This window comes from Pseudomonas sp. NPDC089534, assembly GCF_044749305.1.
In the GTDB taxonomy this organism is placed as follows: Bacteria; Pseudomonadota; Gammaproteobacteria; order Pseudomonadales; family Pseudomonadaceae; genus Aquipseudomonas; species Aquipseudomonas ekonensis.
Genome location: NZ_JBIVHR010000139.1, coordinates 1 through 10833, shown reverse-complemented (window position 1 = coordinate 10833; position 10833 = coordinate 1). Strand labels below are relative to the sequence as shown.

11 protein-coding genes and 1 pseudogene are annotated in these 10833 nt (G+C 65.3%); 5 read left to right on the top strand and 7 right to left on the bottom strand.

Going from position 1 to position 10833, the window contains the following annotated elements:
• A pseudogene (locus tag ACIP0B_RS26625) lies at positions 1–438 on the top strand (elongation factor P); the annotation flags it as partial.
• Positions 439–522: 84 nt separating this feature from the next.
• Here ACIP0B_RS26625 and ACIP0B_RS26620 read toward each other — a convergent pair.
• From ACIP0B_RS26620 to ACIP0B_RS26605, 4 genes are all read right to left on the bottom strand, one after another.
• Complete coding sequence (locus ACIP0B_RS26620; RefSeq protein WP_400837773.1) at positions 523–1533, bottom strand: alpha/beta hydrolase; 1011 nt, start codon at positions 1531–1533, stop codon at positions 523–525.
• 36 nt (positions 1534–1569) lie between these two features.
• Entirely contained in the window at positions 1570–1989 is a 420-nt protein-coding gene (locus ACIP0B_RS26615; protein ID WP_085577979.1) for an organic hydroperoxide resistance protein, read from the bottom strand.
• A 332-nt stretch (positions 1990–2321) separates the two neighbouring features.
• A complete protein-coding gene (locus tag ACIP0B_RS26610) occupies positions 2322–2786 on the bottom strand; it encodes a MarR family winged helix-turn-helix transcriptional regulator (protein WP_400837770.1) in 465 nt (154 codons plus the stop codon).
• 83 nt (positions 2787–2869) lie between these two features.
• Positions 2870–3826, bottom strand: coding sequence for a LysR family transcriptional regulator (locus ACIP0B_RS26605; protein ID WP_400837767.1), 957 nt, complete (start codon positions 3824–3826; stop codon positions 2870–2872).
• A gap of 110 nt (positions 3827–3936) precedes the next feature.
• Here ACIP0B_RS26605 and ACIP0B_RS26600 point away from each other — a divergent pair, with 110 nt between their 5' ends.
• On the top strand, positions 3937–4686 hold the full coding sequence (locus ACIP0B_RS26600) for a sulfite exporter TauE/SafE family protein (protein WP_400837764.1): 750 nt from the start codon (positions 3937–3939) through the stop codon (positions 4684–4686).
• On the opposite strand, the gene ACIP0B_RS26595 is transcribed toward ACIP0B_RS26600, so the two are convergent.
• Positions 4676–5530 (bottom strand): LysR substrate-binding domain-containing protein, encoded by an 855-nt coding sequence (locus ACIP0B_RS26595; RefSeq protein WP_400837761.1) that lies wholly within the window; start codon positions 5528–5530, stop codon positions 4676–4678. The genes ACIP0B_RS26600 and ACIP0B_RS26595 overlap by 11 nt on opposite strands.
• Positions 5531–5626: 96 nt before the next feature.
• On the opposite strand from ACIP0B_RS26595, the gene ACIP0B_RS26590 reads away from it, so the two are divergent.
• Together ACIP0B_RS26590 and ACIP0B_RS26585 are read left to right on the top strand one after the other, a co-directional pair.
• Entirely contained in the window at positions 5627–5842 is a 216-nt protein-coding gene (locus ACIP0B_RS26590; RefSeq protein WP_217891153.1) for a DUF1127 domain-containing protein, read from the top strand.
• A gap of 73 nt (positions 5843–5915) precedes the next feature.
• Positions 5916–7178: a winged helix-turn-helix domain-containing protein gene (locus tag ACIP0B_RS26585; protein WP_400837758.1), complete on the top strand. Its 1263-nt coding sequence runs from the start codon at positions 5916–5918 to the stop codon at positions 7176–7178.
• Positions 7179–7241: 63 nt separating this feature from the next.
• Here ACIP0B_RS26585 and ACIP0B_RS26580 read toward each other — a convergent pair whose 3' ends face one another.
• The gene (locus ACIP0B_RS26580; RefSeq protein WP_400837755.1) at positions 7242–8588 is read right to left on the bottom strand and encodes a class II 3-deoxy-7-phosphoheptulonate synthase; all 1347 of its coding nucleotides are present in this window, start codon (positions 8586–8588) and stop codon (positions 7242–7244) included.
• Positions 8589–8738: 150 nt separating this feature from the next.
• Here ACIP0B_RS26580 and ACIP0B_RS26575 point away from each other — a divergent pair, with 150 nt between their 5' ends.
• The gene (locus tag ACIP0B_RS26575) at positions 8739–9494 is read left to right on the top strand and encodes a spermidine synthase (protein ID WP_400837752.1); all 756 of its coding nucleotides are present in this window, start codon (positions 8739–8741) and stop codon (positions 9492–9494) included.
• Positions 9495–9603: 109 nt separating this feature from the next.
• Here the strand turns inward: ACIP0B_RS26575 and ACIP0B_RS26570 are convergent, their stop codons facing one another.
• Positions 9604–10395, bottom strand: a complete 792-nt coding sequence (locus ACIP0B_RS26570; RefSeq protein ID WP_400837749.1) for a crotonase/enoyl-CoA hydratase family protein — start codon at positions 10393–10395, stop codon at positions 9604–9606.
• Positions 10396–10833 lie beyond the last annotated feature (438 nt).

The following is a 10833-nucleotide window of genomic DNA, read 5'->3' as shown; positions in this document are numbered from 1 at the left end:
CTGACCGGTTACAAGACCGATTCCGTTTACGGTGCGGACGAATAGCTGGACGACGTGATCCTGGACCGCAAAGAAGCCACCCTGTCCTTCATCAGCGGTGACTCCTACACGTTCATGGACACCACCGACTACACCATGTACGAGCTGAACGCCGAAGACATCGAAAGCGTGCTGCCGTACATCGAAGAAGGCATGGAAGACGTCTGCGAAGCCGTGTTCTTCGAAGGCCGTCTGGTATCGGTAGAACTGCCGACCACCATCAGCCGTCAGGTTGTCTACACCGAGAACGCCGCTCGCGGCGACACCTCGGGCAAGGTCATGAAGCCTGCCAAACTGAAGAACGGCACCGAGATCCAGGTCGCCGACTTCATCGAAATCGACGAGTGGATCGATATCGACACCCGCGACAACTCCTTCAAGGGTCGCAGCAAGAAGTAATTCTGCTGTCGTGTCGCACAAAAAAACCCGACCATCGAGTCGGGTTTTTTTGTGCCTGCCCATTGCTGGAGCGGACATGCAGATTCACTTCAGGTGTTGCTTGAGCTCCTGCGAGGCCTGAAGCATCGCCGAGCGCACCGCCGGCACCTGGCTGACCACGTTGAGCAAACCGTAGTCGTGGATCAGGCCGTTGTAGCGCACGGCCGTCACCGGCACGCCGGCCTCGTCCAGTTTGCGGGCGTAGGCTTCGCCTTCGTCACGCAGCACGTCGGCGCTGGCGGTCTGCACCAGTGCAGGCGGCAGGCCTTTGAGCTGCGCAGTGGTGGCCCGCAGCGGCGAGGCATAGATCTCGTTGCGCTGTTTGGCGTCGGTGGTGTAGTTGTCCCAGAACCACTTCATCATGTTGCGGGTGAGGAAGTGCCCCTCGGCGTACTGGTTGTAGGAACCGGTGTCGAAGCTGGCGTCGGTCACCGGCCACAGCAGCGCCTGGAAGCGGATGGCCGGGGTGCCCTTGTCCTTGGCCATCAGCGCGACCACGGCCGCCATGTTGCCGCCGACGCTGTTGCCGGCCACCGCTAGGCGCTTGCCGTCGACGTTGATCTCTTTTCCGTGCTCGGCCACCCATTTCGTGGCGGCGTAGGCCTGGTTGATCGCCACCGGGTAATGCGCTTCCGGCGAAGGGGTGTAGTTGACGAACACCGCCGCCGCGCCCGAACCGGCCACCAGATCCCGCACCAGGCGTTCGTGGGTCGGGAAGTCCCCCAGCACCCAGCCGCCGCCGTGGAAGAACATGAACACCGGCAGCTCACCCTTGACCCCGGCCGGCCGCACGATGGTCAGGCTCAGCGGCTGGCCGTCGACCTGGATGGTCTTCTGGCTCACATCGGCCGCAGGCAGCGTCAGCTTGACGCCGGCCTGGGCGCCCACCAGCACGGCGCGGGCCTCTTTCGGCGTCATCTGCTCCATCGGCTTGCCGTTGCCGGCGTTCAGCGCATCGAGGAACGCCTGGGTGTTGTGTTCGACATCACCGGCGAACGCGCTGTGGACGGACAGGGCGAGAAGGGTGCCGGTCAAGACTTTGCTGAAAGCGTTCATGTTCATTTCCTGTGTTCGGGCCTTGGGTGTCAGGGGTTACACGGTGACGTGCAGGCGTACGTCGACGTTGCCGCGGGTGGCGTTGGAGTACGGGCAGACCTGGTGGGCCGCGTCGACCAGGCTTTGCGCGTCGGCCTGTTCCAGGCCCGGCAGGCTGATGTGCAGGTCGATGTCCAGGCCGAAGCCGCCGGGGATCTGGCCGATGCCGACATGGGCGGTGATCGAGGCGTTGTCCGGGATCTTGCGTTTGGTCTGGCCGGCGACGAATTTCAGGGCGCCGATGAAGCACGCCGAGTAGCCGGCGGCGAACAGTTGCTCAGGGTTGGTGGCTGCGCCGCCGGCACCGCCGAGTTCTTTCGGGGTGGCCAGCTTGACGTCGAGGATGTTGTCGCTGGAGATCGCACGACCGTCACGGCCGCCGGTGGAGGTTGCGATTGCGGTGTAGAGAGTTTGCATGGTGTGAGCCTCTTGAGGTGTGTTTGCTGCGCTAATTGTTTGCGCGTTAAGTAAGTGCGAGGTGAATGTATCGCTCAAATATTTAGTGCGCAAGATAAATTTTTCAGAAAAGCCGGCGCGAGCAACGGAAACACACCGCTGATTTGTCGTAGGTTTTTGATGTGAAAGGATTTTTATGGAGAGACAGGAGGCAGGAATATTTTGCGCAGGCGGGCGAAACGCAGTCCCTGTAGGAGCGAGCCTGCTCGCGATGGCGGTGGTTCAGTCACAGAACGGCTGAATGTCCGACCGCTATCGTGAGCAGGCTCGCTCCTGCAGAGGGAAGGGGGGATTCAGTTCAGGCTGTCTTGCAGATGGCTGCGCAGCGCCTGCAATTCGGCCTGCAGGTGCTGCAGGCGTTCCAGCGAGAAGCCGCTGGCGCCGAGGATGCATTGCGGAATGGTGCGGGCCTGCCCGTGGAGGGCACGGCCCTGCTCGGTCAGTTCGACGATCACCACCCGTTCGTCTTCCCGGCTGCGCGTGCGGCTGAGCAGGCCTTCGGCTTCCAGGCGCTTGAGCAGCGGGGTCAGCGAGCCCGGATCTGTCAGCAGGCGTGCGCTGATTTCGCCGACGGTCAGGCCATCCTTTTCCCACAGCACCATCATCGCCAGGTACTGCGGGTAGGTCAGTCCGAGCGCTTGCAGCAACGGCTTGTAGACCTTGGTCATCATCAGCGAAGTGGAATGCAGGGCGAAGCAGGCCTGGTTGTCCAGCAGCAGGTCTTCGCAGAGGTCGGGGGTATCGCGGTCGGTGTTCATGTCAAAGCCTTGATCGGTGATCGGATGAATCTAGCGCCCGAACCTTTAATGCGCCAGACAATTCTGGGCGGGTGCCGATTCGGTCAATGCCGTCCCAGGTCCCGTTGCAGCGCCAGATCCCAGGGCGGCACCGGGCTGAAGCGCGTCTTGAGGTATTCCAGCAGCAGGCGGCTGCGTGAGCTGGCCTGCTGTGCCAGGCGCAATGCATAGATGACGGCGGGTTCCGGTTTCGGCAAGCCGTTTTCGCAGAACAGCGGCAGCAGCTCGCCGCGCAGCAGGTATTCGCTGGCCAGCCAGGTCGGCAGGTGGGCGATGCCGAGGCCGGCCAGGGCACCGCACACCAGCGCCTCGGCGTTGTTGGCGCTCATGCGGATCCGGCCCGGCCGGTGCAACTGCATTTTTCCCTCGTGCTCGAAGCGCCAGGCGAAGGGCGGGGCGAGGCCGTCCCAGTCCAGTCCGTCGTGCTCGCTGAGCAGGGTCGGGTCGCCCGGCACGCCCCGGCGTTTGAGGTAGTCGGGACTGGCGCAGGCGATGCGCATCATGCTCGCCAGGGGCGTGGCGACCAGCCGGGTGTCGGCCAGTTGTCCGGCGCGCAGCACCAGATCGACCTTGCCCAGGTTCGAGCCGTGCATGTCGACGAAGCTGTCGATCAGGTGCAACTGAACGTCGAGGCCGGGATACAGCACCAGAAAGTCGGCGATCACCGGCGCCAGGTGCCGGCGGCCGAACGCCGCCGGGGCATCGACCCGGATCAGGCCTTCCGGCGCGCTGCTCAGGGACACCGCCTCGGCCCGGGCCAGGCGCAGTTCGGCGACGATCCGCCGCGCCCGTTCGGCAAACGCCAGCCCCGCCGGCGTGGCGCGCACGGCGTGGGTGCTGCGGATGAACAATTGGCTGCCCACCGCTGCTTCGAGGCTGTCGATGCGTCGGGCCACGGCGGAGGGGGTCAGCGGATGGCGCCGGGACGCCGCCGAAAAGCTGCCGCTTTCCAGCACGTCGAGGAACAGGCCGAGTTGTTCGGTCAGTTGATTGGGGTTCATGGCGGGTCGCTGCCTTTGCGAATTTGGCACAGCCATTGTGCGCTGCTGTGCGTTTCCGAGCCAGCACCGACTGCGTAGGATGACCCCCATGACGTAAGAGGAGTACCGCTGTGATCGAGTTTCTGCTGTACCTGCTGTTTGGCGCCGCCCTGGGCACATTGGGCGGAGTGTTCGGGATCGGTGGCGGCCTGATCGCCATTCCTTTGCTCGGCGCCTGGTTCGGGCTCGATCAGCAACTGGCCCAAGGCACGGCGTTGGTGATGGTGGTGCCCAACGTGATGCTGGCGCTGTGGCGCTACCACCAGCGCAACCGCATCGAACTGCGTCACGCGCTGCCGCTGGCGGCGATGGGGTTCCTTTTTGCCTGGATCGGTTCGATCTGGGCGGTGGGCATCGACGCGCAGACCATGCGCATCGGCTTTGTGGCGTTCCTGGTGGCGCTGTCGGCCTACAACGTGCTGCGCATGTTCGGCGGCAAAGCGGCGGCGACGTCCGAGATGCGCTATTCATGGCCGTGGCTGGGCGTGCTCGGCGCGGCCTCCGGCACCATGGGCGGCTTGTTCGGCGTGGGCGGGGCGGTGGTGGCGACTCCGGTGCTGACCAGCCTGTTCGGCACCACCCAGGTGGTCGCCCAAGGCCTGTCGCTGGCGTTGGCGCTGCCCAGCACCGGTGTGACGCTGGTGACCTACGCGGCGCACCGGGAAGTCGACTGGATGATCGGTTTGCCGCTGGCGGCGGGCGGCCTGTTGAGCATCAGCTGGGGCGTGCGCATCGCCCACGCGATGCCGGAAAAGCTGCTGCGCGGGCTGTTCTGCGGTTTCCTGGTGCTGAGCGCGGTGATGCTCGCCCTTAAAGTTTGAAGCCTTCGACGATGTGTTCGGCCAGGCACTCGGTGATCGGCGACGGATTGTTGAGGTTGCGGATCAGCATGATGCTGGCCTCCGGCAGCAGCGGCAGGTCTTCGTTGGCGCCGAGGATGCGCATGTCCGGGGTGATCAGGCTTTCCAGCTGCGCGGTGATGGCCAGCCCTGCGCTCACCACCGCCATCAGCGCCGACAGGCTGGTGCTGTTGTAGGCGATGCGGTACTCGCGGCCCATGGCGTCCAGCGCGTTGCAGGCCCACAGGCGGCAGAAGCAGTCGCTGTTGAACATCGCCAGCGGCAGGGGCGTCTGTTCGTGGGCGCTGAAGTTCTGCGCCTCGGCCCAGACGAAGCGTTCCTTGCGCAGCAGTTGGCCGATCTCGCTGCCCGGCTCGCGGGTGACGATCGACAGGTCCAGGTCCGTGCGCTGCAACAGTTGCTTGGTCGACTCGCAGTGCACCTCGATCTGGATCAGCGGATAGAACTGGGCGAAGCGCGACAGGATCCCCGGCAGGAACCGCATCACGTAGTCATCCGGCGTGCCGATGCGCACGGTGCCGACCATGTGCGGCTCGCGCAGGGTGTTGAACACTTCGCTGTGCAGCTTGAGGATGCGCCGGGCGTAGCCCAGCAGCACCTGACCCTCGGCGGTCAGCCGCACCTGGCGGCCGTCGCGCTCGAACAGCTGGCGCTGCAGCACGTCTTCCTCCAGGCGCTTCATCTGCATGCTCACCGCCGACTGGGTGCGGTTGACCATTTCGCCGGCGCGGGTGAAGCCGCCCTGGTCGGCAATCGCGACGAAGGTGCGCAGGACATCGGTATCGATACTGGGGTAGGCGGACATTCATCAATCTCCGAGATGCATGCCATCAGAAACATTCGTTGGATTGATCGTAGACCCGGGGCGAGACTGAAGCCATCCCTAAAGGAGGGCAACACGATGAAAGGTCAAAGCGAATATGTAAGTGACGAAAAAGTGTCCGGCCATCTCGTTTCCGATCTGCTGCACAAGTTCAGCCGCTGGTACGAGCTGCACCGCGAGCGCGAGCTGCTCGCCGGCCTGAGCGACGAAGCGCTGAAGGACATCGGCGTCAGCCGTGCCGATGTCGAGCACGAAGCGGTGCGGCCGTTCTGGGACGATCCGATGCATAAATGATGACGGGGATGGAGGGGGCGCTACACAAACCACTTTCAGGTGAGGTAGGTTGCGAGCAGACAAGGAGACGTTCATGCCCGCGACACTGTCCTTTTCCCTCAAACAGGCCCGACGCCTGGCGCTGGCTGCCCAAGGATTCCACGGGCGCCAGCCGCCGGCCGTTAAGGCGCAGCACCTCAACCGGCTGATCGAACGGCTGGGCCTGCTGCAGATCGATTCCGTCAACGCGGTGGTGCGCTCGCACTACCTGCCGCTGTTTTCCCGCCTCGGTTCCTATTCCGCCGATTTGCTCGACCAGGCCGCCTGGAGTTCGGGGCGCCGCCGCACGCTGTTCGAATACTGGGGGCATGAGGCTTCGTTGCTGCCGCTGTCGATGTACCCGCTGATGGGCTGGCGCATGCAGCGGGCCCGGCGCGGCGAGGACATCTATCGGCAGTTGGCGCAGTTCGGGCGCGAACAGCAGGACACCATTCGCCGGGTGCTGGCCTCTGTCGAGGAGCAGGGCGCCTTGGGGGCGGGCAGCTTGTCGACCCGTCAGGAGAAGGCCGGCCCGTGGTGGGACTGGAGCGCCGAAAAGCACGCGCTGGAGTGGCTGTTCGCGGCGGGTGAAGTCACCGTCGCCGGCCGGCGTGGCTTCGAGCGCCTGTATGACCTGCCGGAGCGGGTGATTCCGGGGGCGGTGCTGCAACAGCCGCTGCCTGATGAAGCCGAGGCGCAACGCGGTTTGCTGCTGCACGCCGCCCAGGCGCTGGGTGTCGCGACGGAGAAGGACTTGCGCGATTACTTTCGCTTGAACCCGGCGGATGCCCGGCCGCGACTGGCCGAGCTGGTCGAGGCCGGACAGCTGCTCACCTGCGCAGTCGAGGGCTGGCGGCAAACCGCCTATTGCCTGCCCGAGCCCAAGATCCCCCGCAAGGTCGGCGCCGCCGCGCTGCTGTCGCCGTTCGATTCGCTGATCTGGGAGCGCAGCCGCACCGAGCGTCTGTTCGGTTTCCGCTATCGGCTGGAGATCTACACCCCGCAGGACAAGCGGGTGTTCGGCTACTACGTGTTGCCGTTCCTGCACGACGAGCGGATCGCGGCGCGGGTGGACCTGCGGGCCGAACGGGCGCAGGGGCAGTTGGCGGTGCATGCGGTGCACGAAGAGGAAAACGGTTTGGATGAGGCCGGAATGCAGGCCTTGGCGGTGAACCTGAAGGGGATGGCCGATTGGCTGGGGCTTGAGCGGGTGCAGCTCAATTGCCGGCGGGAGAGTGCCGGCAGGTTGCGGCAGGCGCTGGCACAGGTTGAGGGTGTTTCAGCCGACGCCATCGCCGGCAGGCTGGCTCCCACATGAGGTGTGCGCACGGCACAGAACCCCGGTGGGAGCCAGCCTGCTGGCGATCGGTGCGACTCGCCCTTACCGGCGCACCTGCTTCAGCGTCTCGGCGATCAGGAACGCCAGCTCCAGCGACTGGTCGGCGTTCATCCGCGGATCGCAATGGGTGTGGTAGCGGTCCGACAACGCGTCTTCGGTGATCGGCCGCGCGCCGCCGATGCATTCGGTCACGTTCTGCCCGGTCATCTCGATGTGGATGCCGCCGGCGTAGCTGCCTTCGGCCTGGTGCACCTGGAAGAACTGCTTCACCTCGCCGAGGATCTGCGCGAAGTCGCGGGTCTTGTAGCCGCTGCTGGCCTTGATCGTGTTGCCGTGCATCGGATCGGAACTCCACAGCACCTGCTTGCCTTCGCGCTGCACGGCGCGGATCAGCGCCGGCAGGTGATCGCCGACCTTGTTCGCGCCCATGCGGGCGATCAGGTTCAGGCGGCCCGGATCGTTGTCCGGGTTGAGCACGTCGATCAGGCGGATCAGGTCGTCCGGATCCATGCTCGGGCCGACCTTGACCCCGATCGGGTTGTTCACCCCGCGCAGGAATTCGACGTGGGCGCCGTCGAGCTGACGGGTGCGGTCGCCGATCCACAGCATGTGCGCCGAGCAGTCGTAGTAGTCGTTGGTCAGGCTGTCGCGGCGCACGAAGGCTTCTTCGTAGTTCAGCAGCAGCGCCTCGTGGGCGGTGAAGAAACTGGTTTCGCGCAGCTGCGGCGAACTGTCCATGCCGCAGGCGCGCATGAAGGCCAGGGTTTCGTCGATGCGGTCGGCCAGGTGGCTGTACTTTTCGGTCAGCGCCGAGTTGGCGATGAAGTCCAGGTTCCACTTGTGCACCTGGTGCAGGTCGGCGAAGCCGCCCTGGGCGAAGGCGCGCAGCAGGTTGAGGGTCGCGGTGGACTGGTGATAGGACTGCAGCAGGCGCTCCGGGTCCGGCACGCGGCTGGCGGCGTCGAAGCCGATGCCGTTGACGATGTCGCCGCGGTAGGCCGGCAGGGTCACGCCGTCGATGGTCTCGTCGTTGGCCGAGCGGGGCTTGGCGAACTGGCCGGCCATGCGCCCGACCTTCACCACCGGGCAGCCGGCGGCGAAGGTCATGACCACCGCCATCTGCAGCAGCACCTTGAAGGTGTCGCGGATCTTCGCCGCCGAGAACTCGGCGAAGCTTTCGGCGCAGTCGCCGCCCTGGAGCAGAAACGCCCGGCCCTGGGTGACCTCGGCGAACTGGCGGCGCAACTCGCGGGCCTCGCCGGCGAACACCAGCGGCGGATAGCCCGCCAGGGTTTGCTCGACTTGGCGCAGGTGCGCGGCGTCGGGGTAGCGGGGTTGTTGCTGGATCGGCAGGGCGCGCCAGCTGTCAGGGCTCCAGGGTTGGCTCATCACGGTCTCTAGGGGTCTACGCACGGAAGCCCATGGTAGCAGCAATTAGTGCGTGACCTGCTCCTGCCGATTGGCCGACAATCGCCGCTTTGCCACGGCACCGCACGGGTGCCATCGCGTCACCGCGCCCGGTGACCGCCAGGAGATGAAATGACTGAGGAGCGCGTCGAGCGGTTGCTCGCCGAAGTACAGGACGAGTTTGGCGTGATCCGCGTGCTGGAAGTGGCCGATTACCGCTTTCTGGAGTTCGGCGACGCCATCGAGCAGAGCTGCGTGTTCACCGCCGATCCGAGCTGGCTGGAGTACGACTACACCCGGGCGATGCTGATCGGCGCCTTGTGCCACGAGCAGCCGGAGAGCGCGCTGTTCCTGGGGCTGGGCGCGGGCACGCTGACCCAGGCCTGCCTGAAGTTCTTGCCGCTGGAAGACGTCGAGGCCATCGAGCTGCGCCCGGACGTGCCGCGCCTGGCCATCGAGTACCTGGGGCTGGACGACGATCCGCGCCTGTACATCCGCGTGGGCGACGCCCTGGAACTGTTGCCGACCGCAGAACCTGCGGATCTGATCTTCGTCGACCTGTACACCGACGTCGGCCCCGGCGCCGGGCACCTGGCGTGGAATTTCCTCGGCGACTGCCAGAAGCGCCTGAACCCCGGCGGCTGGCTGGTGATCAACCAATGGGCCACCGATGACGGCAAGCCGTTGGGCGCGGCGCTGCTGCGCGGCCTCTACCACCGGCATTACTGGGAGTTGCCGGTGAAGGAGGGCAACGTGATCCTGATCGTGCCGGCGGACCTTGAGCAGGAACTGGACCTGCCGGCGCTGACCGCACGGGCCGAAGCGCTGTTGCCGAGGCTGGGCTATTCGTTGCGGTCGTTGATCGACGCGATTCGCCCGGCGACCTAACCCTGCGGGATGCACCGGCCCCTTTGCCGCAGGCTGGCTCCCGACTTGGAACGCGGCCCCCTGTGGGAGCCAGCCTGCTGGCGATGACGGACTTGCAGGCGCCGCACCATCAGGCCCCTTTGAAGACCCCGGCCCGCCGCTCCACCAAAGAGCGCACGCCTTCCCGTGCATCCTCGCTGGCCAGCAGTTTCTTCACCAGCGGCGGCAATCCCTTGGCCGCCGCCGTCTCGCCTTCATAGCGGGCCTGGCGCGCCGACATCAGCGTCGCCTGCACCCCCAGCGGCGCCTGGCGGGCAATCCGCTCGGCCAGTTCGATGGCCCGCGGCAGCAGGTCTTCGCTGGCCATGACCTCCTGCACCAGACCCAGGCGCAGCGCCTCATGGGCATCGAACTCGTCGCCGGTCAGCAGCCAACGCATGGCATTGCCCCAGCCGGCGATCTGATGGAAGCGCAGCGTCGCGCCGCCGAACGGAAAGATCCCGCGCTGGACTTCCATCTGGGCGAACCGGGTGTTGCTGGCGCACAGGTTGATGTCGGCGGCGAGCATCAGTTCGATGCCGATGGTCAGGCAGTAGCCCTGGGCCGCGACGATCACCGGTTTGCTGACCCTGGGGCCGGCGAACACGCCCCACGGATCGCAACCGCCGTTCGGCACCTGCCAGCCCTGGGCGAGGGCGGCGCTGGCGTTGACCAGGTCGAGCCCGGCAGTGAAGTGCTCGCCATGGCCGAACACCACCGCCACCCTGGCGTCGCCGTCGGCCTCGAATTCGCCGTAGGCCAGGCTCAGGTCATTGAGCAGATCCAGGTCGAAGGCATTGCGCTTGGCGGCGCGGTCCAGGCCGATCAGGTGCACGTGTCCGAGTCGTTCACGGCTGACGCGACCGGCGGCGGGCTGATTCATGGGTGTTTCCTCAGGCGGGAAAGGAGGGGCAGCGACCACATGCCGCATGTCGGTGAATCGTTTAAGCGTCATCGCCCGCAGGGCCGGGCCCTTGGAAAATAGACCCTCGCAGGATTATCCGCAAAACCCCGTTACATCGCGGTGACAAACCTGTCGGGCCGACAAAAAAAGCTCCACTTTTGGGCAAATTCCGGTATAGTGCGCGCCGGCCTTTAACAGGGCCTCGTCCAGGTAGCGCATTCCCGAAGTCAGATTCGGGTGCTCGTCCGCATTGCGGGCTCTTCCTGACGACTCTTTTTTCCATCCATTCGTTTTCGCAAATCCCCGCCGACAAAGCTGCCAGGGCGACTCTTGAGTCTCAACACGGCATGTGCAGCTTTGGAGCATGGGTCTTTGCGGATGCACTTTGAGGCAGACCCATGACCCAGGAAATCGGCG

What these genes read in the sequence shown, in the direction of transcription:
- ACIP0B_RS26620 (WP_400837773.1), bottom strand. Translation starts at nt 1,533, where the DNA reads ATGAACGCTTTCAGCAAAGTCTTGACCGGCACCCTTCTCGCCCTGTCC.
- ACIP0B_RS26615 (WP_085577979.1), bottom strand. Translation starts at nt 1,989, where the DNA reads ATGCAAACTCTCTACACCGCAATCGCAACCTCCACCGGCGGCCGTGAC.
- ACIP0B_RS26610 (WP_400837770.1), bottom strand. Translation starts at nt 2,786, where the DNA reads ATGAACACCGACCGCGATACCCCCGACCTCTGCGAAGACCTGCTGCTG.
- ACIP0B_RS26605 (WP_400837767.1), bottom strand. Translation starts at nt 3,826, where the DNA reads ATGAACCCCAATCAACTGACCGAACAACTCGGCCTGTTCCTCGACGTG.
- ACIP0B_RS26595 (WP_400837761.1), bottom strand. Translation starts at nt 5,530, where the DNA reads ATGTCCGCCTACCCCAGTATCGATACCGATGTCCTGCGCACCTTCGTC.
- ACIP0B_RS26590 (WP_217891153.1), top strand. Translation starts at nt 5,627, where the DNA reads ATGAAAGGTCAAAGCGAATATGTAAGTGACGAAAAAGTGTCCGGCCAT.
- ACIP0B_RS26585 (WP_400837758.1), top strand. Translation starts at nt 5,916, where the DNA reads ATGCCCGCGACACTGTCCTTTTCCCTCAAACAGGCCCGACGCCTGGCG.
- ACIP0B_RS26580 (WP_400837755.1), bottom strand. Translation starts at nt 8,588, where the DNA reads ATGAGCCAACCCTGGAGCCCTGACAGCTGGCGCGCCCTGCCGATCCAG.
- ACIP0B_RS26575 (WP_400837752.1), top strand. Translation starts at nt 8,739, where the DNA reads ATGACTGAGGAGCGCGTCGAGCGGTTGCTCGCCGAAGTACAGGACGAG.
- ACIP0B_RS26570 (WP_400837749.1), bottom strand. Translation starts at nt 10,395, where the DNA reads ATGAATCAGCCCGCCGCCGGTCGCGTCAGCCGTGAACGACTCGGACAC.